The organism is Mycobacterium timonense (assembly GCF_025821985.1).
Classification (GTDB): domain Bacteria; phylum Actinomycetota; class Actinomycetes; order Mycobacteriales; family Mycobacteriaceae; genus Mycobacterium; species Mycobacterium avium.
This window is the reverse complement of sequence record NZ_JACKSY010000097.1, coordinates 120,252-143,901: the sequence shown is the minus strand read 5'-3', so window position 1 is coordinate 143,901 and position 23,650 is coordinate 120,252. Positions and strand designations below refer to the sequence as shown.

Below are 23,650 nucleotides of genomic sequence, written 5' to 3'. Positions count from 1 at the left end.
GCGATCAGCCCAGTTTCAGAGGCACGCGCTCAAGTGAAAAGGTGCTCGCGGGGAACACAATCTGCGGTTCCTCACCGACTTTCACCGAAAACTCGGGAATGCGCCGGAGCCATTCGGCCACGATCAGCTTCAGCTCGAGGCGGGCCAGGTGCGACCCCAGGCAGCGGTGTGGCCCGCCACCGAAGCCCCAGTGCCGGTGCACCTTTCCATCCATCACCACGTCGTTGGTCGAGATCTCGTCGCTGTCGTCGCGATTGATGGCAGCGACACACAACCGCACCATGGTGTCGGCGGGCAGCGTGACGTCCCCGATGGTGACCTCGGTGGTGGTCACGCGGGGCAGCATCGGCGCCGGCGGCTCCAGCCGGACGATCTCCTCGACGAACACATCGATCTGATCGGGATCGTGGTGGAGGGTGGCCCTCAGCTCCGGGGTTGCGGGCGAGCTCCAGCAGTGCGGAACTCATCGCCGCGGTGACGGTGTCCAGCCCGGCCAGGACGAAAAGGAAGCTCAGGCCCATGATTTCGGCGTCGCCGAGTGGCTCCTCGCCATTGAGCAACTGCGATAAGATGTCCGGGCCGGGGTCGGCCCGCCGCGCGTTGATCGCCTCGGTGAGGTACGCGACCAATTCGAGTGCCGGCGTCAGGTCGGCATCATCCAGTGACGGCGCTTCCGAGATCGCGATGACCGCGGTTTTCCACGCGACGAGCTTGTCGCAATCCTCCAGCGGCAGCCCGAACAAGGTCAGGAATACCTGCGAGGGGTACGGGATCGCCACGTCGGCCACGACTTCGCACTCGCCCTTGTCGGCTACCCGCCCGATGATCTCGATCGCCTGCTGTTGCAGCGAGGGCAGCATCTCTTTCAACGTGTGCGGGCTGAAGAAGGGCTGCAGGATCTTGCGGAACCGGGTGTGCTCTGGCGGGTCGAACGAGATGGGCACCAACGGCAGCGGGCTGCCGAGCACGTCAAAAGCCTTCTTCGAGGAGAACAATTCCGGATCGCGCAGCGCGACCAGCACGTCCTCGCGGTGGGTCAGATAGAAGATTCCGTCGATGGACACCACCCGCCCTGCGTCGCGAAGGACCTTCCACCCCACTCCGCGGTCCGCTGCCATCGGCAGACTGGCGAAGGAGAGTTCAGGTGCACCAACGGTTTCCACGTGTTCTCATAAAAAGTTAGAATGCCGATCGGTGCAGACCTCCGTCGACTTCGATCCAGTTTCCGGTGATGTAGCCGGCAGGTTCCGAGCAAAGATAGGCAATGAGCGAGGCAATCTCGCTCGGTTTGCCCATTCGCGCTGCCGGCACCCGAGCTTCGCGCAGCATGAACTCGCGTCGCTCCTGATCGGTGCTCGCGCCGAGGTGCTGCTCCAGGTAGGCCACTGCGTTCTCAGTCTCAATCCAGCCGGGCGCGACGGTGTTGACCGTGATGCCGTACTGGGCGTACTCGTCGGAGACCGTCTTGAGCAGGCCGATCGTCGACGGCCGACTGGTGTTGGCCACTGCGTGGTGGATGTTGCCCGCCGGCTCCTTGGCGGTCGCCGATCCGATGTGCACGAATCGGCCCCAGCCCGCGTCCCGCATCGCCGGCAGAACCGCTCGCAAGAGCAGGATCTGGCTCATCGTGTGCATTTCGAAGGACTCGCGGTAGACGTTGACATCGGTGATGTCGGCGAAATCGCCGGGCCGCTGGTATTTAGCTTGGCCGACAACGATCAGCGGTGCCCCGTGCTGGGCCGCAATCTCGCGGACGGCGTCGGTGAGCTGCCCGTCGTCGGCCACGTCGGCAGTGACACCGATGGCAGTGCCCCCTTCAGTGCGGATTGCCTCGACCGCGGCGTCGACATCGGTCTTAGTCCGCGCCAGTATCCCAACCCGCGCACCTTCCGCGGCAAGCAGTTTGGCGACCTCGAAGCCGATTCCCTTGCTGCCGCCGACGACCAGCGCCGATCGGCTGTCGATACGGTAATGCATCCGGTGCGCCGACTAGCCTCGCCGCACGTCCATGCCGGCATCCACCTTGAGCATGCTTCCGGTGAACGAACGGCCCGCGTCGCTGAGCAAGAAGAGGATCGTGTTGCTGACGTCGCGTGGCTCGATCAGCGGCAAGTCCGGCAGCGCGGTCTGGACCGCATTGACCATGCGAGGGTTGTCCTCGATCACCTTGAACAGAGCCGGGTTGTCAGTGATCATCGGCGTCGCGCAGTTCGTCGGCGCCACGGCATTGACGCGAATGCGGTCAGGGGCAAGCATGGCCGCATACGCGCGGACCAGGCCGACGACGGCGACCTTCGACATCAAGTAGGCATCGCTGCCGCCGCGGCCGTCGGTGAGGTCCAGCAGGGCGATCATCGAACTCGTCGCGATCAGATTGCCACCCTCACCGCGTTCCTTCATGTGGGGGATCGCCACCTGGAAGGCGTTCCACACCCCGATGAGCATGATGTCGAGGCCGAGTCGCAACGCTTCGGAGGCGTCCCGCTCGTCGGGATTGGTCAACACCACGCCGGCGTTGGCGATGACGGTGTCAATGTGACCGAACTGTTCGACGCCCGCGTCGAACGTCTGCTGCAGGGCATCTTTGTCGCGCACGTCTGCCTTGCGGAAAAGCATATTCTGCCCGGTCTTTTCCACCAGACGAGCCGTCTCCTCGAGGTCCTCGTAGGAGCTCAGCTTGTAGGGCACCACCTCGAGGTCTTCACATATGTCGACTCCGACGATGTTGGCACCCTGCTCGGCGCACATGACCGCATGCGAGCGGCCCTGCCCGCGGGCGGCGCCGGTGATGAAGACGACCCGGCCGTCGAGTGAACCCATTCGTTTGCCTCCAGTAGCTGCGTAGTGGCCGCGCTGTGCGGGTTGGTGCGGGCGCACTCAAGTGACGGGCGCCACGTGGAGGATGCTACGCCGGGAGATTGGAATCGTACAACTATTTCGCTACTTTGATTGCGGCGAAACAGTCGAGCTCTGGAAGGAATTCCCACATGTCCGATGGCCTCAGCGGCGGTCCCCGTCCTCCCGATGGTGACTGGTTGGGCACCCCGTTCCTGCGCTTCGAACGCGAAGGCGCGTTTGCGATCTGCACCCTGGACCGCCCCGAGGCTCGGAATGCCATGACGCCCGCGATGTACTTCGGGATCCGTTACGCGGTGAGTCGCGTCAATGCCGACCCCGACCTCGCGGGCCTGCTGATCACGGGCACCGGCGACGTCTTCGCGCCGGGAGGTGACCTGGGTCAGAAAGCAGCAGACAACTGGATGGACTTCGCATCCACCCTGGGCACCGACGTGACGCCGTTCGACACACTGCGGCAGTCGGCCAAGCCGGTCGTGTCCGCGGTCAACGGCATCTGTCAGGGTGGTGGCCTGCAGATCGCGATGTGCAGCGACCTCGCCGTGGTAAGCGATCGGGCCGTCTTCCGGGTGCCGGAATTGTTCCGTGGCATCGCCGACACGTACTACAGCCAGGTGCTGGCTCGGCTCATCGGACCGGTCCGGACCAAGGACCTGATGTTCACCGGACGAACGCTGAGTGCCGAGGAGGCGCTCGACTGGGGCATGGTGAGCAGGGTCGTTCCGCACGACGACCTGTTGAGCGTCGCCAAGGAGTTGCTTGCGCAATGCTGCCGGACGGCTCCGGGAGCACGCGGGGTGGTCAAGGCAAGCCTGGACAACTATCTCGGGCTGTACGACCGCATCGGCATGACGACCAGCCTTTTCGGTCCCGAGGCAGCCGAGGGCTTCCGTGCCTTCAAGCAGAGGAACTCGCCGAACTGGGTGCACCCGAAACTCCGGGTGGAGGGCCGGTTGTAGCGCCGCTACAGCTGGCGCGAGGCCGGCCCGTCCGTCCGCATGGGTTACTTCGGAGTGAAGCGCTGCGCGCCGTCGAGGCGGAGTACCTCGCCGTTGACGTAACCGTTGGTCAGCAGGAACGCCGCCGCGTCAGCGTATTCGTCGGGCGTACCCAGCCGTTTCGGAAACGGCACGTTGGCGGCGAACTTGGCGATGGCCTCTTCGCCGACCGACTCCATGATCGGCGTTTTCATTGTTCCGGGTGCGATGGTGTTGACCCGGATGCCCGCCGAACTCAGGTCGCGGGCCGCGGCGATGGTCAGGCCGATGACGCCCGCTTTCGCTGCAGCGTAGGCGGTCTGGCCGATCTGGCCTTCGTAGCCGGCGATCGATGCCGTCATGACGATGGCACCGCGTTCGCCATCCTCACGAGGTTCGGTGGTGGCTACCGCAGCCGCTACCAGCCGTGTCAGGTTGTAGGTGCCATTGAGATACAGGTTGATCGTCTTGGTGAATGCGGCCATGTCGGCGGGACTGCCGTCGCGCTGCACGATTCGTTGGGCCACCCCGAAGCCGCCGTGCGCAACGACCGCGTAGCGCAACCGACCGAGCTGGTTGGCCTGGTCGATGGCGCCCTGCACACTGTCGTCACTGGTTACATCGGTACTGACAAACAGTGCCCCGCTGCCCAGTTCGTCGGCCAGCGCCTTGCCCTTGTCGGCGGCGAGATCGGCGATCACCACGCCGAGTCCGTCGGCATGGAGCCGACGGACCGTCGCCTCGCCCAGGCCGCCCGCACCGCCGCTGACAATCGCCGACGCACCTTCGAATTTCGCTACAGTCACCAATTCTCCTTAATTACCGTCGTTTTCCAGTTGAGCCGGATCGCCCGTCACCAAACTCCACGGATCATCCGTGGCCAAGACCAGCCGACCGAGTCGCCGCGCGTAGTTCGCGGTCGTGCCGTAATCCCCGGTCCAGCTCTGAGCGCGCAAGGTGAACAGCCACAGCGGGTGCTCGCTGGTGACACCAATCGCGCCGTGCAGCTGATGGGCGACGCTGGTGACCGGGTCGACGGCGCGGCCGACCGCGACCTTCGCGACGGTGACGGCGTAGTCGGTGTGGGGGGAAGCGAAGCCGTGCTCGGCAGCGGCGGCGACAGCCAACTCCGCAGCAGCACGGGCTCTTTCGATTTCCCCGGCCATCCCGGCCAATGACTGCTGCACGGACTGGAAGGCGCTGAGCGGCCGACCGAACTGGACGCGCTGGCGGGTGTGCTGCACCGACAGCGCTGCGGCCGCGTCCAGCACCCCGATGGTCTGCACACAGCGTGACCATGCGCCGCGCCGAGCCAGCTCGGCGCCGAGCGCCGGGTCCACGTCATGCAACTGGTCGGCCGGCACGTCGAACACGAGCGAATCGCGGGGTTCGCCCGCTAGGTTGTGACCTTCCCGCAATTGGGCGGGTATTACGTCGATGACACCGATCCGCAGGCCGGTGGGTGTGGTGACGGCCAGCAGGGCGGCGGCGCACGCTCGCGCCCACGGCACCGCGTCCGCGGTGCCGGTGATCCGGTCGCCGTCGACTTCGCCATCGGCGACCGCAACGGTCAGCGGGCCGCTGGGTAGCTCGATTCCGACCTGCTGGCCGAGCCAGCCGGCGAGCGCGTCGGTTTCTGCCAACGGCACCGCACCGGCGTGGCGGGCCACGCCGTAGAGCGCAATGGCCAGCTCGTGCGGGCCGGCTCCCATGTCCGGCGTGCTGGTCAGCCTGGCCAGCCCGGTTTCCTCGAGGTTGCGCCAGAGCTCGGTGTCGAACTGGTCGGGGATGCCGCGATGGCCCAGACCGGCGTCGTAGGAGCGCCGCCCAAGGTCGTCGACCAGCTGACGCAGCTGCGTGTCGTCGTCCTTAGACCCTGTCACGGCGAAAACCCCGCCAGCGAGGGCGCTCATCGCAGCCCCATTCCGCGGGCGATAACGCCGCGTAACACCTCGTTGGTACCGCCGCGCAGGGTGAACATGGGCTTGTGCAGCCACGCGGTGCTCAGCATCGTCTCCAGCTCGGAATTCGGTGGTACCGCCTCGAGCAGATCGGCGATCAATCCCACGGATTCGGCTTCGAAGCGGGTGCCGAGGTCCTTCACCAGCGCGGCCTGATTCGCCGCATCGCCGCCATCGGTGAGCGTGCGGGCAACCGACAACGAGAGCTGCCGCAGCGAGATCAACCGCGCCATCAGGTCGCCGATGTCGGCCGCGGTGCGGTCATCGGGCACCGGCCCACGACCGAGTGCGCGAATGGCGGCGAACAGTAGAGGGCCGGTGGATAGGATCCGCTCGGGCCCGCTGCGTTCGAACGACAGCTCGGAGGTGACCTGGTGCCAGCCGTTGCCGACCTCGCCGAGCACATCGGCATCGGATACGAAGACCTGATCGAACAGCACCTCGTTGAAGTGATGTGCGCCCGACATCAAGATGATGGGTTCGATGCGGACGCCCTCGGCATCGCACGGCACGAGAAACTGGCTGAAACCGGCGTGGCGATGTTTGGGATCCGGCGGGCTGGTGCGGACCAACGCGACGACCTGGTGCGCATGGTGGGCGCCGCTGGTCCATACCTTGCTGCCGGAGAGTAACCAGCCGCCGTCGGCGCGGACGGCTTTGGTTTGCACGGCGGCAAGGTCGGACCCGGCGCCGTGCTCGCTCATGCCGATCGACGAATAGAGCTTGCCGGCAACAATTTTGGGCAACAACCGTTCGCGCTGCTCCTCATTGCCGTAGGTCAACAGACCCGGTGCGACCTGGCGATCGGCGGTCCAGTGCGCCGCTACGGGCGCACCCGCCGCGATCAGCTCCTCGGTCACCACATAGCGGTGCAAATGCCCGAGACCGTGGCCGCCGTATTGCTTCGGGATGGTCAGGCCGACGAATCCGGCGGCGCCCAGCCGCGCTGAGAACTCCTCGTCCCACCCGGCCAGCCACGAGTCGACGCCGGGCTGCCATCCGAATTCAGCGCGGTCGGACTGTAAGAAGTCCCGCACGGCGGAGCGCAGCTTGACCAACTCGGGCACACGGGCGCTCAACGCGTCGAACGAATTCACCACAGCCGCTTCCTAAACCGTGGGCACTGGGGCCGACGGGAGGTAGAAGTTGGGCTTCAGGTCCTCTTCGCTCGGGGCCAGTAGGTAGTCCGACAGGTCGTCGCGGCCTTCTTCCCGCAGGATCTCTTCGTCAGTGTAGAAGTGGCCGCTGCACGTCGCGGCGGGGCGGGTGACCAGCGCGTGGAGCGCATCAGCCATGATCTGTGGGCTACGGGCCTGCGCGCGTACCGCTACCTCCCCCAACGCGACCATCATCCCCGTGCTGGCGATCGTGGTGGCCGGCCACAGCGAGTTCACCGCGATCGGCACCGAGGCGAACTCCTCGGCCCAACCCAAGGTAAGCAGGCTCTCGGCGTACTTGCCCACGGTGTGCCCGACGTGGGCGCCGACCCAGCCGGGGTCCATGTTCAGCGGGGGAGAGACGTTGACCACATGTGCGTTAGCAGACCGGCGCAGATGCGGAAGTGCAGCCTGCACAACCGCGAACGGCCCCTCCACATTGACCTCAAGCAGACGCCGCAGGTTCTTTGGCGGGAGTTGCGCGGTCGGCCGCAGATCTAGGGCCCCGGCGTTGTTGACGACGACGTCGATGCCACCGAACGCATCGGCGACCGCCGCGACGGCTGAAGCGACCGCGCCCGCGTCGCGCACGTCGCAGGTCAGCGGTAGGGCACGGCCGCCCGCGCGGTGCACGGCGTCCGCGGTCTCGGCAAGGGTGCCCGCGATCTTGGGATTCGGTGTCTCAGTTTTGGCCAGCAAAGCCACGGCGGCACCGTCTTCGGCGATACGCTCGGCGATGGCGGCGCCGATGCCGCGGCTGGCACCGGTTACCAGCACGACGCGATCCTTCAGACTGCGAGGATGGGGATTGCCCACAGTTCGTTGACCCTTCCGTCCGTCGCTAGGCTGTGAGGTTGAATGCTATAACTATATAGCTAGTTTGTTGCGCGCTGTAACGCGCGCTCATCCACAAAAGCGGGGATCTATGACTCGGGTCTTTTCGATCGGCACCTACCTACCGCCATGGACGGTGCGTGACCGGCGGGTCAAGGGACCCGACGAGGACGCGCTGACCATGGCCGTCGCCGCCGGTCGCGCCGCCGATCCCGAGGCCAGGGCGCAACGCGTGGCGTTGGTGTCACGTGACTTTCCGCTGCTCGAGGGCGGCAACGGCGCGGTGCTGTTGGCCGCGTTGTCCCTGCCGGCCGACACCCCCGTCGCCGAGGTCCTCGGCGGTGCGCCCGCCGTGTTGGACCAAATCTGCAGCGCCGGCGAAGGCACCTTGGTGATCGCCGCCGACGGCAACGATCTTTCGGCGGGGGCCGGGGCGGTGCTCACGGGCGACGGCGTCACGCTGACCCCGGCGGCGCGCCAGACGCGGAGCCTGCCGCTGACGGCCCGAGGGGAGGACGGCGCGCGCCATGCCTACGTCGACCCTCGGCTGCAACGCGAGGTGGGGGTGCGCTCCACCCTGACCCGACTGGGCCTGACCGGAAGCCCGGCGCTGGCCGCCGTGGCAGGCGTGCCGCTGGCGCAAATCGCGAGCGACTTCGACACGTCGCGGGCCGTCGCCGACCCCAGTGTCTCCGCGGCGGCAATCATCCGGCTGCTCGCCGACGCGATCGAGGCGGGTACGCAGGGCTTGGTGCTCGCGGTCGAGCAGTCCAGCATCAGCGCGGCCGACCTCGCGTTCGGGGGCGCGACGCCCCGGATCTCCCGCGACGAATTTTCGGCGCGGGAACTACCCAAGATGCGCGTCGCCGACGGCGTCGGCATACCGATCTCGATGCCCGCGTATGCGCGCGCGTTCGAGCCTAAGATCCGATGGGAGGCAGCGGTTTTCGACGAGAGCCCAGGAATCGATGCCGCGCCGCAGTTCCCGCCGCGGCTGAGGGTGAACAACGCCGGGCGACTGGCCACCGAATACCGGCTCGAGCCGCTGCCGCGGACCGGCACCGTCTACACCCACACCACGGTACGGATCCCGGTGCCCGACCTGCCCAGCCCCTACTCGCTGGCCGTCGTTCAGCTCGACGGCAGCCCGGTGCGGGTGCTGCTGAAGGTCACCGGTATACCCGCCGGCGAGGCGAGGATCGGACAGCCTGGCTCGGTGGTGTTGCGCAGGATCGCTATTCGGGCCGGCATCCCCGACTATGGTTACGCATTCTGGCCGGGCCGCACGCTGGAAGGAACCGTTGCATGAGAAACGTTGCCATCGTCGGCGCGGGGATGACGCCCTTCGCCGAACACTTCGAGCTCGGCGTCAAGGACCTGATTCCGATGGCGTATGCCGAAGCGGTCGCCAAGGTCGACAAGGGCATCGAGAAGGCTGAGATCGAAGCCGCGTGGTTCGGCGAGCTGTCGACCACCGACGGGTTCCCGTCCGGCATTCTGGCCGACACCCTCGACCTCACCGACATTCCGGTTACCCGCGTCGAAAACGCCTGTGCGACGGGCAATGACGCGATCCGGAACGGAACGCTGGCGATCGCCTCCGGCCTCTACGACGTGGTGCTCGTGGTCGGGGCCGACAAGGTCCGCGAGACCTCCTCGAAGACCACGTTCTGGGACTGGGCGGCGATGACCCGCGACAACGCATGGGACTACCCGCTGGGGCTGGTTGCGCCCGCCAATTTCGCGCTGCACGTGATGCGATATCTGCACGAGTCGCCGGCGACCAAGGAGCACATGGCGATGGTGGCGGTGAAGAACCACTTCCACGCGGTGAACAACCCGAAAGCTCAACTGCGCTATGAGATCACCGTCGAGCAGGCGCTGGCCGCGCCGATCGTGGTCGAACCCTTCGGGCTCTACGACTGCACCCCGCAGAGCGACGGCGCGGCCGCGGTGATCTTGGCTGCCGAGGACGTCGTCGACCGCTACACCAACCGTCCCGTCTGGGTTCGCGGCGTCGGGCTGGGCATGGACCGGGTGATGCACCAGCACAAGGCGGACATGACGACGTTCCCGCCGACGGTGCGCGCCGCCAGGGCGGCGATGGCGATGGCCGGGGTGACGCCGCGCGACATCGACGTCGCCGAGGTGCATGACTGCTTCACCGGGGTCGAGCTGATCAGCTACGAGGATCTGGGGTTCGCCCATCGTTTCGAGGCCTACAAATTGGTGGAGGGCCGCGAACACTATGTTGGCGGTTCGATTCCGATCAATCCGAGCGGCGGGTTGAAGGCGAAAGGGCACCCACCGGGAGCTACCGGCGTGGCGCAGTGCTACGAACTGTTCAACCAGCTCCGCGGTGAGGCCGAGAATCAAGTCGACGGTGCGCGAATCGCGTTGGCCCACAACATCGGCGGGCCGACCGCGGTCTCCGCGGTCACTGTCCTTTCCAACGAGAAGAACTGACGGGACCATCACATGACCACTTCCGAGATCGCCACGCTGCCCGGCTACGAAGAGTTTGCGCCGTGGCTGCTGGTGGAGAAGCGCGGCAACGTCCACGTCGTGAGCATCAACCGGCCGGAGGCGTTCAACGCCGTCAACGAACAGGTCCACCACGCGTTCGCCACCATCTGGCGGGTGCTGACTGCCGACGACGACGTACGGGTGGTGGTGACGACCGGTATCGGTAAGGCGTTCTCGGCCGGCGGCGACATGGTGATGTTCGGACGCCTGATTGATGACGCGGTGGCGCGCCAGTTCCAGATCACCGAGGCTCGCACGGTGTTCCTGGAGGTGATCAACTTCCCCAAGCCGCTGGTGTCGGGGGTCAACGGCCCGGCTGTCGGGCTCGGCTGCTCGATCGCTTTGTTGAGCGACTTCCTGGTGATGGGGGAGAGCAGCTACCTGGCCGACCCGCATGTCGCGGTCGGCTTGGTGGCCGGTGACGGCGGTGCCGCGATGCTTCCGCTGCTGATCGGCCTGATGAAAGCCAAAGAGTATGTGCTTCTCGGGGATCGGATCACCCCTGCCATTGCGGACAAGCTGAACCTCGTCACCAAAGTCGCCACCGATGACACCGTGCTCGACGAGGCGCTCGCAATAGGAGAGCGGCTGGCCGGTCTGCCGCCCCAGGCCCTGCGCGCCAGCAAAGTCGCGATGAACATGCACCTGTCGCGGGCCGCGCTCGGTGTGCTGGAGTACGCACTGGCCGAGGAATACACGTCGTTCTCGACCCCGGAGTTCAAGGAGCGGGTGGCCGCGTTTCGGGCGCGTTCGAAGAAGTAGCGGACTTGTAAAGCACTGCAGCGCAACGGCGTTCGAGCGCTATTCGATTTGGCTACCCGGGCCGACTCCGCGAACGTGGAGTCTTGGCGGCGCGTCGACCGCCGATCGCGTCGAGGCGAGCCAGGATGTCGAAGGCCTCACCGAAGGATTGCGCGAGGTCGCCGGCGCGACCGGAGGACCACTGGTCCAATGCCGCGATGAGCGCGTTGCGCACGGCTCCCGCGACGACGATCGGACGCAGGTCGGTCGCCGGGTCGACACCGAGCCGCGCGGCGTTGGTCCGCACAAACCGCTCAGTGAGCTCGGCGTCCCCGTTGATCGTGTCGATGAGATCGGGGCTGTCACGGACGAGCGCCTTGAGCTGTTCGATCAGGGCGAGATCAACCTCGTCGCCACCGAGGACACCGATGGCGGCCGCCCGCCAGGAGCTGAGCAGGTCCTCGCTTGCGGGGCGCTGGTCCACCGCATCGCACAGGACGACCAGGCTACGGCGTGGGACAGCCAGGAGCACATCGCGTTTCGCGGCGAAGTACCGGAAGAACGTTCGTGCGGAGATATTGCATGCCCGGGCGATATCGTCCGTTGTGACGTTGTCGTAGCCCTGTTCCGCGAACAACCGCAGCGCAACCTGCTCGATCTCGCCCGCGACAAGGCGACGGCGACGATCCCAGACCCCTTCCTCGACGAGCGCGGCGCGTTTAGTCAGCACGGAACGACTCTAGACAGCATCTGTCAGAGGGTGCAAAAGTTGGCAGATACCCGCAACTTTGTGTCAAGTGGGCAACGATGCGGTGGCGACACAAACGTAAGGAGGCATCGATGACCGAGACCGGTCAACGTTCGCAGGTCGGAAGCGGCACCATCGACGTGGCCGGGTACGTGCCGACGGACGGGTTCTTCGGTACGCCGTATGTGGACGTCGACGAAGCGCGCTCGGAACCGATCACGCATCGCTACGTCCACGGCGGGTTCGCGGACACCGCTACTCGGTGGGCGTTCTCGTTCCCGACCGACGGCCATTACCGCGGACGGATCCTCCAGCCGCTCGAGGGCGCTCACGGCGGCCACGAGAACGCATTCGGCAATGACCTCATGGCCGACTTCCTTGGGGGCCTACGGATGTGCGCGCGCCTCGGCGGCTGCATGGTGGAGTCCAATCAAGGCCACATCGGTGACGACCTCGACCCCCGAGGCGGCGACGACCCGACGCTCTACGGATACCGCGCCAGCGCGGAGACGGCACGACTGGCCAAATTCGTCGCCGCGCAGGTCTACGGCGAGCCACCTCACCACACCTATGTCTGGGGAGGTTCGGGCGGTGGACGGCGGTCACCGCTGTGCCTCGAAAACGCTCCCGACGTGTGGGACGGCGCGCTGCCGTTCGCCGGCGGCGGCCCGATCGTGGAGCCTGGCAACACGGAGAAGATCGAGGGCGCCCAGGTGATGTCGTTCGCCACGATGTTCAACTGCCAGCGCCTGCTCGGCGACAAGACGGACGCGATCGCCGCCGCCATGGCTCCCGGCGGGCACGGAGACCCCTTCGTCGGGTTGACCACCCACCAGCGCGAGGAACTGGCCAGCCTGTACCGGCAGGGCTTCCCGCGCGGCGACGAGTACATGATCGGCAAACCCCTCGGCCAGATGTGGCTCTGGACCTCGATGGCCACATCGCTGCTCGAGCAGGACCCCAGCTACTTCGACGATTTCTGGACCAAGCCCGGCTACGTCGGCTTCGACCAGCTGGACCTCGTCGAGCGCGACATCCTGAACACTCGAGCCACCGTGGCCAAGGTGCTCACGGGCACCGACGTCCTGGGGGATCCGCGGTTCCTCGAGCCCCGCCACCAGAACTTCCGGCTGTTGATCATGGTGTTCTCCAGCCTCGGAGCCGACCCCTCGCTACCCATGGTGGTGGATCTCGAGGGCCTCGGGCAGACGGGCTACCGGCTCGGCACGAGCGTCACCATGCTGACGGGGGCGGCGGCCGGGCGGCGGCTCTACTGCGGAGCCCACGCCGACGACGTCCTTTACTGCGACGGTGCAGGCGAGGCCAATCTGCTCCGGTTCAAAGACGTGCAACCCGGCGACGAGGTGCTGGTCGACAACCGTGACTTTCTGGCCTTCCACTACTTCGCGCGGCACCACCTGATGAGCGACCCACAGTTCGACTCCTTGCGGGTCGACGGTCACCCCGTGTTTCCGCAGCACCCCGTGCCGCGGCAGTCGGCCCTCATGGGCGTCGGTTACTCCGGGCTCTACCGCGGCAAGCTCATCTGGGTCCACCACACCAAGGACTCCTCGCTGTGGCCCTCGCAGGGACTCATTTACCGCGAGGCCGTGCTGCGGGCGCAGGGGCAGGCGGGCGCTAAGGAGCGTTTCCGGCTCCGGTGGATCGAGAACGCCGAGCACACCCCCTCGATGATGGTGCCCTCGCTGCCCAACCGGGCCAGCAACACCTGGCTCATCGACTACCTGCCGTACATCGAGCAGTCGCTGGCCGACCTGATCGCGTGGGTGGAGGACGGCATCGATCCCGTCGACACCGCCTTCGACTACTTCGAGAACACGGTGATCCTGTCCCCGGACGCTGCGCAGCGCCGAGGCATCCAAGCGGTCATCGCGGTCACCGTCAACGGCACTGACCGAGCCGAGGCGGCGGTGGGCGAAGCGGTGGAGCTGGAGCTCCGGGCGACGGTGCCTCCGGGCGCCGGCACGATCATCTCCGCCGACTGGGACTTCGACGGCACCGGCTCCTTCCCGTTCAGCCACGAGGGCATCGACGGATCGGCAGCCTCCGTAACCCTGTTCACCAAGCACGCGTTCGATCGGCCCGGCGAGTACTTCGTGACCGGCCGGGTCCACTCGCACCGAGATGGCGACCCAGCCGCAAGCTCGTGCCGGATCGCCAACGTCGCGCAGGTCCGCGTGGTCGTCGTGTGAGCGCGACCGACCTCAGCGGTAGGCAGTCGCTCGCGCGGTGATCGCCACCTTGCCGTCGTCACCGACGGCTTGCGCATCGCCCACGCCGGTGTTGCGGCCCACCCGCAGCGGCGTGCCCTCGTAGCGGGATTCGCCGCCGGCGAAGAAGGGCCGCAGGAAGTTCACCCGTAACGACCCGGTCTGCAGCAGGTCCTCGGTCTGGTCCCGGTTTACCGCCGCCGATGCCGCGAGCTCCAGGCCGGCCGCTGCCACGCCCCCGTGCACGATGTCGATGTCGTTGTTCAGGTTGCGGTCGACCCGCTGCGCCAGCACCGTCTCCGGACCATCTTGCACAACGTGCACCGCCATCAGGTCGGCGAAAGAGGTCTCGTCCGACCGGCGCAGGGTCTCCGGCCGTTGCTGGGGGACGACGTCGCCGGCGTGGATGAAGAACGACCGCACCGTGCCGGTGCCGATGACCATGCCGCGATAGGTCAGCGTGCAGACACCCAGCGACGTGGCACCCAGCGGACCGGGCGAGTGTGCGCTGGCCACGACGGGACCGTCGAGCTCGCCGATGTCAGGACTCAAGTCCATCGACAGTTCACTGGATACCGTCCATTGGCCAGGCCGTCTGCGGTAGTGGTTGACGATCCCGGCGGCGGCGTCGACGAGGATCGCCAAGGGGCCCGCAGTGGGAGCACCGGTGTACGGATTGCGGAATCGGTGCATGGGCATCGACAGCACGGCGGTGGCCTTGGCCGGGTGTGATTCGACGTATTCGATACCGAACCGGACCTGTATCGAGTCGGGTGTCTCGAGATCGTGCTGGTTTACCTGTTCGTTGACACCGGTCATTCGAGAAGGTCTACGACAGTGGACAATTCGGCCCCGGTCAGGACAAACTCCTCTGCCTTCTGCAGATGGCGCTTCCAGAGCTCGCCGGCCTTCTCGGCGTCGCCGTCCTTGATCATGTCCAGCACCATCCGGTGGGTCTTCGCCGAGCGGCGGACCGCCTGCTCGGCGCGCGTGCCCATGGTGGGCTGCAGCGACCGGTTGGCCTTCTCGATGATGTGATGCAGCATGTCGCTGACGATTTGCAGGGTGTTGTTACCGGACAATCGCGCGATTGCGGCGTGGAAGTCGGTGAGCTGATCGACGGCTTCGCTGCCGGGATTTAGCTGCGATTCGCGTTCGACGATCTGCTCGAGTTCGGCGATCACCTTGGGATTGCGGTCCTTGGCCAACTGCTCGACCATCGGAACCTCCAGCGTCACTCGTGCGTCATAGACGTCCTTCACCGTGACGCCTTCGTATTCGAGAATCAAGCCAGCATAGCGGGCGAGTGTTTCGCGCCGGGGGCGGGTGACGCGGGCCCCGCCGCGCACCCCACGCTGAACCTGAATCAGCGACTCCGATTCGAGCACGCGGAACGCTTCCCGCAGCGTTGGCCGGGACACACCGAAACGCTCCATCAGCTCCGATTCCGGCGGCAACATGGTGCCTTCGGTGATCTCGCCACGGATGAACATCCGCCGCAGCACCGTGGCCACCCGATCGGCCATCTTCGGTTCTCGAAGACTGGTGACCTCCATTGCAACCTCCGCCGCTATGCGCTTATGCGAATCAACTAACCATTTAGCAGGTTAGCCGAACTAGCCGGTTGAGCCCCGAATTGGCGAGCGTCAGTTAGCAACGTCACCCTTAATACCCCATCGCCCGTCCCATGAGGTCCTTCATGATCTCCGTGGTGCCCGCATAGAGCCGCTGCACCCGCGAGTCCCGCCAGAGCCTGGCCACTTCGTACTCGTTGATATAGCCGTAGCCGCCGTGCAGCTGCAGGCATCGGTCGATGATCTCCCACTGGACTTCGGACGTCCACCATTTCAAGCCTGCGGCATCTTGATCAGACAATGTGCCGTCGTTGACCGAGAGCACGCATTGATCGAGATAAGTTTGTGCGGCGTCGAGTTTGGTCTGCATTTCGGCGAGAAAGTGCCTATTGACCTGAAACTTGCCGATGGGCTGCCCGAACGCGGTGCGCTCCAGCGCGTAGGCCTTGGTCAGGTCGAGCGCGCGGCGGGCGGCCGGCAGCGCGTAGCAGGCCACGCCGACCCGTTCCCTGGGCAGGTTGGAGACCAGATGGTAGAAGCCGCGGTTGAGCTCTCCCACCAGGTTTTCCTTGGGCACCTTGACATCCTCGAAGAACAATTCGGCAGTGTCGGCGGAGTATTGGCCGATTTTGTCGAGCTTGCGGCCACGGGTGAAACCCTCCATCCCGTCCTCGATCATCAGCAGGCTGATGCCCTTGTGCCGGGCGGAAGGATCGGTCTTCACGGCCGTCAGCACCAGCTTGGACAGCAGCCCGTTGCTGATGAACGTCTTCTGGCCGTTGACCACCCAGTGGTCACCCTCGTCGCGGGCGGTGGTCTTGATGCCGGCCAGGTCGGATCCGGCCGCGGGTTCGGACATCGCGATGGAACCGATGTACTCGCCGGCGACGAACTTGGGCAGCCAGCGTTGCTTCTGCTCCTCGGTCGTCAGATCGTTGAGGTACGGCACCAGGATGTCGTTCTGCACGCCGAGGCCGATGCCGACCGAGCCGGTCAGGAACATTTCCTCGGAGAGGATCTGGTTGAACCGGAAGTCCTTGACTCCGAGTCCGCCGTACTTTTCGGCGAACTCCCAACCGATCAATCCGTGTTCGCCCGCGGCCAGCCAGGCCTCGCGGCTCACCTTGCCGTCGCGTTCCCATTTCTCGACGTTCGGCACGCATTCGCGTTCGAAGAAACTCCTGGCGGTGGCGCGGAACTCGTCGTGGATCTCGTCGAAGATGTTGCGGCGCATATGCTTCCTTCTACTCGGCCCACGTCACGACGGCGGGCAGCGCGCGGCCGGGTACCCAGCCCTCGTCGGAGTTCTCGAAGAGCCGCTCGGCGAGCAGCCCTTCGAGCTGATCGTGCGACCCGCAGAGCGCGTCGACCTGGAATCCGCGAGTGACATAGCGGTGCAGGTCGTGCTCGGCGGTCAGTCCGATCGCCCCGCACACCTGCAGTCCCACGTCGCTGACGGCGCGGTGCGCCCGGCCCGCGGCGGCCTTGGCGGCCAGCGCCAACAGTTCGCCGCCGTCTCGCCACGACTCGCCCAGCAGCGCCCGCGCACCCGCGAGCACCGCCGACGCATCGGCCAGTGCATGCCGCGGCGATTGAAATGACCCGATCGGTGCACCGAACTGGACGCGCACGCTGACGTGCTCGACAGCGATACGCAGCGCCTGCTCGGCCAGTTCGACCAGTTCGGTGGCCAGACCGCGATGGGCCGCGGCGACGGCGTTCTTCCATTCGGTGGACGCTTCGACCAGCGGGACGTCAAGTGATCCGCTGGCCCGGGTCCAGTGCGTCGACACATCAAAGGTGTCCAGCCGCTGGCCGTCGAGTCGCGCTGCGTCGACAACGCCCACCGACACTGTGCCCGTCGACCCGGACACCGGCACCACGATTCGACCCTCCAGCGGCCCCAGGACGATGCCCGAGACCCGGTCAGCCTCGGAACCCGCCACGCAACCGGTGGACAGGTCGGGCAGCAGCACGTGATCCGCGGGGCCGTCGAGTACGGCGGTTAGTTCGGCCAACATGATGCGGTCCATGCAGTCCGTCAGGGCCAGCGATCTTCCTTGCGCGCGAAACAACAGCGCGCCCGCCTCGACGGGGTACTCGGCCTCGATCTCCGACCAGCCCAACTCGGCCAGCCGCCCACCGATTGCCAGGTGCTCACCGGCGTTCTTGCCCGCCAGCTCCTCGAAGAGGCGAAACACCGCCTCTTCGACCATCTGCCACGACTCGTCGGCCGCCGGCGCGTTCCTCATCGTTTCTCCTTAGGCAGCCCGAGCAGGTGGTCGGCGATGATGCCACGCTGCACTTCGGCGGTGCCACCCATCACTGTGGCGGCCCGCGAGTACCACCACTCGGCCCGAGCTGCGTCCAGTTCCGCGCCGCCGCGGCCCGTGCCGCCGATCAGGTGCGCCCGCTCGATTTCCAGGATGAGGTCGTTGACCTCCTTCTCGGCGCGGCCGAAGAGCAGCTTGTCGATGCTGCTATCGGCACCGACCGCCTCGCCCGCGGCCAATCGGCGCACGGTGGTGGCGGTGCGCGCCTGGGCGGCCGACACGTCGACGTACACTTTGGCAAAGCGCTGGCGTTGCGCGTCGGTAGCGCCGGTGGTCACCATGTGCTCACGCAATCGACCCAATTCGATGAGCACCTTGTTCAGCACCGCGTAGCCGTACATGCCGCGTTCGTACTGCATGAGGTGCATCGCCACGGCCCAGCCGCCGTCGACGTCGCCGACAACGCGCTCACGATCGACGCGGACATCGTCGAAGAACACCTCGGCGAGTTCGCGACGCCCGCTGGCCAGCGCGATCGGGCGAATGGTCACGCCCGGCGCGTCGGCATCGACCATGAGCATCGTCAGCCCGCGGTGTCGGCTCTCGGGTGTTCCCGTACGGACCAACGCCAACAGGCGCGTGGCGGTCGGGCCCTGGCTGGTCCAGATCTTCTGCCCATTGACGACGAAGCCCCCGGCCCCGTCGTCGACCGCGCGGGTGCGCAGGCTGGCGAGGTCGCTGCCCGATTCCGGTTCCGAGAAACTCTGGCCCCACCACTCGGCTCCGCTGAGGTACCCCGGCAGATACGCGGTCGCCAGGTGGGGGGCGAACTTCAGCAGGGCCGGACCGAGCGTTTCCAGCGTCCAGTGTTGAGCCGGAATGGGCAGCATCGCGTGGCCGAGTTCCTCGTAGTACACCGCGCGGTGAATCTCGTTGCCACCCAAACCGCCTGCGGCTTTCGGCCAGCCGTATCGGTTCCAGCCGTCCGCGTTCAGCCTGGCCATCACCGTGGCGTCGTGAGCAAGTCCGTCCTCGGCGCTGGTGAACACGGCCGCGCGCCACTCGTCGGCAGCGTCCAGGTCGCGCAGGTAACGGCGGAAGTCCTCGCGGTACGCCGCGACGCTGGACACGTATTCGGGGTGGCGACCGCTATGCAGGGCGCTCTTGACAGGGGCGGACAACTGGCTGCCCTTCCGTTGGTTCTCGCGTCTCGCCAGCCGGGGCTGAATCCGCTAAACAGTTATCTATAACAAGGTACACTAGCCCACGCCGACTATTCAGTGAGAGGGACCGCCAATGACGGCTTCACCCATCGCCGCCGCCACCGTCAAATTCAATCCGGAGACCAGGCTATTCATCGACGGGAGGCTGCGGGACTCATCGACCGGCAAGACCGTCGACAACGTCAATCCGGCCAACGAAGAACTGCTCGGATTCGCCACCGACGCCGGCGCCGCGGACATGGAGGAGGCCATTGCCGCCGCCCGTCGTGCCTTCGACACCACCGACTGGTCGACCAACCGTGAGTTCCGCCAGCGCTGTCTGATGCAGCTGCACGAGGCGCTGCAGGAGGAAAAAGAGGACATCCGCGCCGAGCTGATCGCCGAAGCCGGCGCGACGGTCGGGATGACCTACCTCGCGCAACTTGACTGGCCCCTGGCCGATGCGATCCGGTGGCCCGCGCGTTACATTTCGGAGTTCGCCTGGGAGCGGATGCTCGACCAGGATGCCAAGATGGGTGTGCCGTACAACCGCGTCGTGTTAAAGGAACCGATGGGTGTCGTCGGCGCCATCACGCCATGGAACTTCCCGTTCGAGATCATCAGCAACAAGGTGGGCCAGATCCTGGCCACCGGGAACACCATGGTGCTCAAGCCGGCCGTCGAGACACCGTGGACCGCGCTGCGGTGGGGCCGGATCATCGCCGAGAAGACCGACATCCCCGCCGGTGTGGTCAACATCGTTCCGGCATCGGACAACGACATCGCCCAAGTGCTGGCCACCGACCCGCGGATCGACATGGTGTCCTTCACCGGATCGACCGCGGTCGGCAAGCTCATCCAGCGACTGTCCGGGGACACCATGAAGCGCAACATGCTCGAGCTCGGCGGCAAGTCGGCGTACCTGGTGCTCGACGACGCCGACATGAACATGGCACTGCCCGGCTGTATCGGCGCACTCTTGCACTCCGGTCAGGGCTGTGCACTGGCCACCCGGATGTTGGTGCCGCGCTCGCATTACGACCAGGCCGTCGAGGTCGCCACGGCGACCTTCGGCGCGCTGGCCGTCGGTGATCCCGCGGACCCGAATACCTTCTGCGGGCCGCTGGTGTCGGCCAAGCAACAGGCCCGGGTCCTGAACTATATCGAGATCGCCAAGCGTGAGGGAGGCCGTGTCACCGTCGGTGGCGGCGTACCCGACGGCCTGGACCGGGGATACTTCGTGGCACCGACCGTCGTTGCGGACGTCGCACCGGACCACACGATCTTCCAGGAGGAGGTCTTCGGACCGGTGCTGTCGATCACTGCGTACGACGGCGGTGACGACGCCGCCGTGGAGCTGGCCAACAACTCCACCTACGGTCTGGCCGGCGCCATCATGGGGTCTGACGAGCGGGCGATGGCGGTGGCTCGCCGTATCCGCACGGGTTCGGTGATGATCAACAGCGGCATGTATTACGGCGCCGACGCACCATTCGGTGGATACAAGATGAGCGGTATCGGCCGGCAGAATGGCATCGAGGGCTTCGAGCAGCATCTACAGACCAAGACGATCGGCTATCCCTTGGAGGCGGCACTGTGAGCGACATCCTTAGTGGAATCCGCGTCGTCGAATTGGCCGCGTGGACGTTCGTTCCCGCGGCCGGTGCGGTGCTCGCGGACTGGGGCGCCGACGTCATCAAGATCGAGCACCCCGAGACCGGTGACCCGCAGCGTGGCTTGATCAGCTCCGGGGTCGTCACCGGTGCGGGGGGAGTGAATCACTTCATCGAGCAGCCCAACCGCGGCAAGCGCAGCATCGGGCTGGACACCTCCACTCCGGACGGGTTGGAGCTGTTGATGAAGCTGCTCGAAACCGCGGACGTGTTCGTCACGAACCTGCTGCCGGATTCGCGTCAGCGGATGGGGATCGACGTCGATCAGGTGCGTGCGCGCAACCCGAAGATCATCTATGCCCGCGGCCACGGCTACGGCATCCGTGGCGACCTCGCCGCGCAGGGCGGCTTCGACCTGGCCGCCTACTGGGCGCGCGGCGGCATCGGCGATGCCTACTCGGCCGGTGACGGCTCCTACCCGCCGATTCAGCGGCCGGCGTTCGGCGACTCCTACGGTGGGCTGGCGATCGCGGGCGGCATCGCGGCGGCCCTGGTGAAACGCGAGCGCACCGGCGAACCGTCGGTGGTCGATGTGTCGCTGCTCAACGCCGCGATCTGGCAGTTGGGCCCGGACATCGTCGGAGCCGGCGTCACCGGTCAGGACATTCCGAAGTTCAACCTGGACGAGATGCCCAACCCTGTGGCCAGCATCTACAAGACCCGCGACAACCGGTTCATCGCGTTCGTGTTGTTGCAGGCCGACCGATTCTGGGCGGACTTCTGCACTCGTCTGGGCCGGGCCGATCTGATCGAGGACGAGCGGTTCGCCGACGCGAGGGCGCGGTTCGGCAACCGTAAGGAGTGCATTGCCGAGCTGCGCAATGCCTTTGCGTCCCAGGATCTCGCGCACTGGGAGAAAGCATTCGCCGGTTTCGACGGAGTATGGGACGTCATGCGCACCGCTCACGAGGTGCACAGCGATCCGCAGGTGATCGCCAACGGGTATCTGCCCAAGGTCGCCAATGCGAACGACAACAAGTTCGCGCTGGCCGCCAGTCCCGTGCAGTTCGACGAGACACCGCTGGACCTCACGTGTGCGCCAGCCCACGGTGAGCACACCGATGCGCTGCTCGCCGAGCTCGGCTTCAGCGAGGACGAAATCATCGAGTTCAAAATCAATTCGGTTGTGCTGTAGTGGGTTCGGAGGGGCTTGCGCGGCGCTTCCTGCACGTCAATCTGAACTGTGAATCGCTGGATGCCACCGAGGGTCTCTATGTCGAGCAGCTCGGACTCACGGCTCGGATGCGCACCGATCCCAAGGTGCCGACCGACGGCAGCATCCTCGGGATCCAGGGCGGCGAAACGTTCTGCGAGACATCGTTTCTCTATGACTCGCGGGGTGGTCGCGCAGGCTGTGCTTTGGAGGCCATCGAGTTCCACAAGCCGCCGTTGAAGACCGATCCGAACGACGACCCGACTCGCCCGGGCATCCGCTCAACGCTATTGACGGTGGCCGATCTCGACGCCACCGCCACAGCGTTGCGTGACGCCGGCGTCACCGTGACCGGGCCGGTCGCCGGGCTGATCTCCGGTTCCAAATCGGTCCTCGCGCGAGACCCCGACGGCGTCATCGTCGAACTCGCCGAAGCCCCGAGCGACAAGCCGGGGGCGCTGTTCTCCGGAATCCGCATCGCAGCCATCGACGCGGCCGCTACTGGGGAGTTCCTCACCGCGATCGGGTTCGCCCAGGTGGAGGCGCCGACGCAGGTCGAGGTAGCCGGCGACCAACTCGCGCCCGGCGGGTCATCGGTACCCGTCAAGTGCACCGTATTGCGCTACGCACTCGCCGAGGATGCGCATCAGTTCAATCTCACCGTTGTGGCGCACCCTGGCACCCGCGACGCGGACCCGGTGCCGTGGGGCGGAAATCACCAGGGGTTGTATCGGTGTGCGCTGCGGGTGGAAAGCACCGAGGCGGCGATGTCATTGGTCCCGGATTCCGTTGAGGTGATGGGTGCACCGGTGTGGTGCCCGCTGCCGGGGACGAAGATCGAGGGCTTGTACATTTCGTTCCTGCGCTCGCCCGACGGAGTGGTATTCGAATTCGTCGAGCGGCCGCTGAAGCACTTCGGTACGCCTGCGGGAAGGGGTTGAGCGTTGGATCTGGGAGTACGCGGCAAGGGTTATGTGATCGTCGGCGGAACGGCCGGTATGGGACTGGCGGCAGCGCGCGCGCTGGCTCGCGAGGGTGCGTCCATCGTGCTGGTCGGTCGTGACGCAGACCGGGGCAAGAACGCCGCCGAAGAACTGATCGCCGCTGGTGCGGCCTCGGCGCATGCCGTGGCCTCCGACGTGAGTCAGCCCGGTGCGGCGGTGGCAGCCGTCGACGAAGCCGTCCGGATACTCGGCCGGCTCGACGGTATCGCCATCACGATGGGGACCGCGGGGATGATGCCGATCGACTCCGACGACGAAGCCTGGGACACCGCGTTTCACGACGTCCTGTTGGCGACCACCCGCAGCGTGCAGGCAGCGCTCCCGCACCTCGCGGTCAACGGCGGCGCGATCGTGACCACCGCCGCGTACTCGGCACGCTCGCCGCACGAGCCACGTCTGCCGTATGCGAGCCTCAAGGCGGCCGTTGCCACGTTCACCCGGGGCATCGCACGCACCCACGGGAAGTCGGGTATCCGGGCGAACAGCGTTGCCCCGGGCGCCGTGGAAACCGATGCGCTGCATGCCATCCGCGGATACGTGGCCGAAAGCAAAGGCTATCCCTACGACGAGGCGCTCGAGCGGGCGCTGGTGGAGGACTTCGGTTTCGACGCCGCGCTCGGTCGCCCCGGTCAGCCGGACGAGATCGGCGCGCTGATCGCCTTCTTGCTGTCGGACATCTGCGCGTTCGTCACCGGACAGACCATCTATGCCGACGGCGGGGCGCCGTAATCTCCTCCGGC

Annotated in this window: 21 protein-coding genes and 1 pseudogene; 9 read left to right on the top strand and 13 right to left on the bottom strand. The window is 66.2% G+C overall.

The features are described from left to right. Positions 1 to 4 precede the first annotated feature (4 nt). The 3 genes and pseudogenes from H7I87_RS21375 to H7I87_RS21365 all read right to left on the bottom strand — a co-directional run bounded on the left by H7I87_RS21375 (position 5) and on the right by H7I87_RS21365 (position 2,820). Positions 5 to 1,118, bottom strand: a pseudogene (locus H7I87_RS21375) (cytochrome P450). Between the two features lie 61 nt (positions 1,119 to 1,179). Next, a complete protein-coding gene (locus H7I87_RS21370) occupies positions 1,180 to 1,977 on the bottom strand; it encodes an SDR family oxidoreductase (protein ID WP_023862372.1) in 798 nt (265 codons plus the stop codon). Positions 1,978 to 1,989: 12 nt separating this feature from the next. After that, entirely contained in the window at positions 1,990 to 2,820 is an 831-nt protein-coding gene (locus H7I87_RS21365) for a mycofactocin-coupled SDR family oxidoreductase (RefSeq protein ID WP_023862371.1), read from the bottom strand. Positions 2,821 to 2,987: 167 nt separating this feature from the next. Between H7I87_RS21365 and H7I87_RS21360 the strand changes: the two genes are divergently transcribed. Further along, on the top strand, positions 2,988 to 3,815 hold the full coding sequence (locus tag H7I87_RS21360) for an enoyl-CoA hydratase/isomerase family protein (RefSeq protein WP_023862370.1): 828 nt from the start codon (positions 2,988 to 2,990) through the stop codon (positions 3,813 to 3,815). A 44-nt stretch (positions 3,816 to 3,859) separates the two neighbouring features. Here the strand turns inward: H7I87_RS21360 and H7I87_RS21355 are convergent, their stop codons facing one another. Genes H7I87_RS21355 through H7I87_RS21340 form a run of 4 tightly spaced genes read right to left on the bottom strand, consistent with a single transcriptional unit; the run spans position 3,860 to position 7,767 of the window. Next, complete coding sequence (locus H7I87_RS21355; RefSeq protein WP_083071348.1) at positions 3,860 to 4,639, bottom strand: SDR family oxidoreductase; 780 nt, start codon at positions 4,637 to 4,639, stop codon at positions 3,860 to 3,862. Between the two features lie 9 nt (positions 4,640 to 4,648). Next, positions 4,649 to 5,746, bottom strand: coding sequence for an acyl-CoA dehydrogenase family protein (locus tag H7I87_RS21350; RefSeq protein WP_062891261.1), 1,098 nt, complete (start codon positions 5,744 to 5,746; stop codon positions 4,649 to 4,651). Continuing rightward, positions 5,743 to 6,894 (bottom strand): acyl-CoA dehydrogenase family protein, encoded by a 1,152-nt coding sequence (locus tag H7I87_RS21345; RefSeq protein ID WP_023862367.1) that lies wholly within the window; start codon positions 6,892 to 6,894, stop codon positions 5,743 to 5,745. Before H7I87_RS21345 ends, H7I87_RS21350 begins: the two co-directional genes overlap by 4 nt. Before the next feature lie 9 nt (positions 6,895 to 6,903). Next, positions 6,904 to 7,767, bottom strand: coding sequence for an SDR family oxidoreductase (locus H7I87_RS21340; RefSeq protein WP_023864557.1), 864 nt, complete (start codon positions 7,765 to 7,767; stop codon positions 6,904 to 6,906). 109 nt (positions 7,768 to 7,876) lie between these two features. Here H7I87_RS21340 and H7I87_RS21335 point away from each other — a divergent pair, with 109 nt between their 5' ends. The 3 genes from H7I87_RS21335 to H7I87_RS21325 are packed head-to-tail and all read left to right on the top strand — an operon-like array spanning position 7,877 to position 11,073. Then, entirely contained in the window at positions 7,877 to 9,094 is a 1,218-nt protein-coding gene (locus tag H7I87_RS21335; RefSeq protein ID WP_062891260.1) for a Zn-ribbon domain-containing OB-fold protein, read from the top strand. Then, positions 9,091 to 10,251: a thiolase C-terminal domain-containing protein gene (locus H7I87_RS21330; protein WP_023862364.1), complete on the top strand. Its 1,161-nt coding sequence runs from the start codon at positions 9,091 to 9,093 to the stop codon at positions 10,249 to 10,251. Before H7I87_RS21335 ends, H7I87_RS21330 begins: the two co-directional genes overlap by 4 nt. 12 nt (positions 10,252 to 10,263) lie before the next feature. After that, complete coding sequence (locus H7I87_RS21325; protein ID WP_023862363.1) at positions 10,264 to 11,073, top strand: enoyl-CoA hydratase/isomerase family protein; 810 nt, start codon at positions 10,264 to 10,266, stop codon at positions 11,071 to 11,073. 52 nt (positions 11,074 to 11,125) lie between these two features. Here the strand turns inward: H7I87_RS21325 and H7I87_RS21320 are convergent, their stop codons facing one another. Further along, positions 11,126 to 11,782 carry a TetR family transcriptional regulator gene (locus H7I87_RS21320; RefSeq protein WP_023862362.1) on the bottom strand — a complete coding sequence of 219 codons (657 nt, stop codon included), beginning with the start codon at positions 11,780 to 11,782 and terminating at the stop codon, positions 11,126 to 11,128. Positions 11,783 to 11,892: 110 nt separating this feature from the next. Between H7I87_RS21320 and H7I87_RS21315 the strand changes: the two genes are divergently transcribed. Next, positions 11,893 to 14,013, top strand: coding sequence for a tannase/feruloyl esterase family alpha/beta hydrolase (locus tag H7I87_RS21315; protein ID WP_023862361.1), 2,121 nt, complete (start codon positions 11,893 to 11,895; stop codon positions 14,011 to 14,013). A 12-nt stretch (positions 14,014 to 14,025) separates the two neighbouring features. Here the strand turns inward: H7I87_RS21315 and H7I87_RS21310 are convergent, their stop codons facing one another. From H7I87_RS21310 to H7I87_RS21290, 5 genes are all read right to left on the bottom strand, one after another. Further along, positions 14,026 to 14,850: a PaaI family thioesterase gene (locus H7I87_RS21310; protein ID WP_023862360.1), complete on the bottom strand. Its 825-nt coding sequence runs from the start codon at positions 14,848 to 14,850 to the stop codon at positions 14,026 to 14,028. Next, positions 14,847 to 15,587 (bottom strand): FadR/GntR family transcriptional regulator, encoded by a 741-nt coding sequence (locus tag H7I87_RS21305; RefSeq protein WP_033724987.1) that lies wholly within the window; start codon positions 15,585 to 15,587, stop codon positions 14,847 to 14,849. The genes H7I87_RS21310 and H7I87_RS21305 overlap by 4 nt, the downstream gene beginning before the upstream one ends. Before the next feature lie 109 nt (positions 15,588 to 15,696). Further along, the gene (locus tag H7I87_RS21300) at positions 15,697 to 16,839 is read right to left on the bottom strand and encodes an acyl-CoA dehydrogenase family protein (protein WP_023862359.1); all 1,143 of its coding nucleotides are present in this window, start codon (positions 16,837 to 16,839) and stop codon (positions 15,697 to 15,699) included. Between the two features lie 10 nt (positions 16,840 to 16,849). After that, positions 16,850 to 17,857 (bottom strand): acyl-CoA dehydrogenase family protein, encoded by a 1,008-nt coding sequence (locus H7I87_RS21295; protein ID WP_023862358.1) that lies wholly within the window; start codon positions 17,855 to 17,857, stop codon positions 16,850 to 16,852. Continuing rightward, the gene (locus H7I87_RS21290) at positions 17,854 to 19,059 is read right to left on the bottom strand and encodes an acyl-CoA dehydrogenase family protein (protein ID WP_031345004.1); all 1,206 of its coding nucleotides are present in this window, start codon (positions 19,057 to 19,059) and stop codon (positions 17,854 to 17,856) included. The genes H7I87_RS21295 and H7I87_RS21290 overlap by 4 nt, the downstream gene beginning before the upstream one ends. Positions 19,060 to 19,174: 115 nt before the next feature. On the opposite strand from H7I87_RS21290, the gene H7I87_RS21285 reads away from it, so the two are divergent. From H7I87_RS21285 to H7I87_RS21270, 4 genes are read left to right on the top strand one after another with little or no spacing between them, the layout of a single operon-like run. Next, complete coding sequence (locus H7I87_RS21285) at positions 19,175 to 20,680, top strand: aldehyde dehydrogenase family protein (RefSeq protein ID WP_033724988.1); 1,506 nt, start codon at positions 19,175 to 19,177, stop codon at positions 20,678 to 20,680. After that, positions 20,677 to 21,888 (top strand): CaiB/BaiF CoA transferase family protein, encoded by a 1,212-nt coding sequence (locus H7I87_RS21280; protein WP_023862355.1) that lies wholly within the window; start codon positions 20,677 to 20,679, stop codon positions 21,886 to 21,888. Before H7I87_RS21285 ends, H7I87_RS21280 begins: the two co-directional genes overlap by 4 nt. Next, positions 21,888 to 22,847, top strand: coding sequence for a VOC family protein (locus H7I87_RS21275; protein ID WP_023862354.1), 960 nt, complete (start codon positions 21,888 to 21,890; stop codon positions 22,845 to 22,847). The genes H7I87_RS21280 and H7I87_RS21275 overlap by 1 nt, the downstream gene beginning before the upstream one ends. A 3-nt stretch (positions 22,848 to 22,850) precedes the next feature. Continuing rightward, positions 22,851 to 23,639: an SDR family NAD(P)-dependent oxidoreductase gene (locus H7I87_RS21270; RefSeq protein WP_023862353.1), complete on the top strand. Its 789-nt coding sequence runs from the start codon at positions 22,851 to 22,853 to the stop codon at positions 23,637 to 23,639. Positions 23,640 to 23,650 lie beyond the last annotated feature (11 nt).

What these genes read in the sequence shown, in the direction of transcription:
- H7I87_RS21370 (WP_023862372.1), bottom strand. Translation starts at nt 1,977, where the DNA reads ATGCATTACCGTATCGACAGCCGATCGGCGCTGGTCGTCGGCGGCAGC.
- H7I87_RS21365 (WP_023862371.1), bottom strand. Translation starts at nt 2,820, where the DNA reads ATGGGTTCACTCGACGGCCGGGTCGTCTTCATCACCGGCGCCGCCCGC.
- H7I87_RS21360 (WP_023862370.1), top strand. Translation starts at nt 2,988, where the DNA reads ATGTCCGATGGCCTCAGCGGCGGTCCCCGTCCTCCCGATGGTGACTGG.
- H7I87_RS21350 (WP_062891261.1), bottom strand. Translation starts at nt 5,746, where the DNA reads ATGAGCGCCCTCGCTGGCGGGGTTTTCGCCGTGACAGGGTCTAAGGAC.
- H7I87_RS21335 (WP_062891260.1), top strand. Translation starts at nt 7,877, where the DNA reads ATGACTCGGGTCTTTTCGATCGGCACCTACCTACCGCCATGGACGGTG.
- H7I87_RS21330 (WP_023862364.1), top strand. Translation starts at nt 9,091, where the DNA reads ATGAGAAACGTTGCCATCGTCGGCGCGGGGATGACGCCCTTCGCCGAA.
- H7I87_RS21325 (WP_023862363.1), top strand. Translation starts at nt 10,264, where the DNA reads ATGACCACTTCCGAGATCGCCACGCTGCCCGGCTACGAAGAGTTTGCG.
- H7I87_RS21315 (WP_023862361.1), top strand. Translation starts at nt 11,893, where the DNA reads ATGACCGAGACCGGTCAACGTTCGCAGGTCGGAAGCGGCACCATCGAC.
- H7I87_RS21310 (WP_023862360.1), bottom strand. Translation starts at nt 14,850, where the DNA reads ATGACCGGTGTCAACGAACAGGTAAACCAGCACGATCTCGAGACACCC.
- H7I87_RS21305 (WP_033724987.1), bottom strand. Translation starts at nt 15,587, where the DNA reads ATGGAGGTCACCAGTCTTCGAGAACCGAAGATGGCCGATCGGGTGGCC.
- H7I87_RS21300 (WP_023862359.1), bottom strand. Translation starts at nt 16,839, where the DNA reads ATGCGCCGCAACATCTTCGACGAGATCCACGACGAGTTCCGCGCCACC.
- H7I87_RS21295 (WP_023862358.1), bottom strand. Translation starts at nt 17,857, where the DNA reads ATGAGGAACGCGCCGGCGGCCGACGAGTCGTGGCAGATGGTCGAAGAG.
- H7I87_RS21285 (WP_033724988.1), top strand. Translation starts at nt 19,175, where the DNA reads ATGACGGCTTCACCCATCGCCGCCGCCACCGTCAAATTCAATCCGGAG.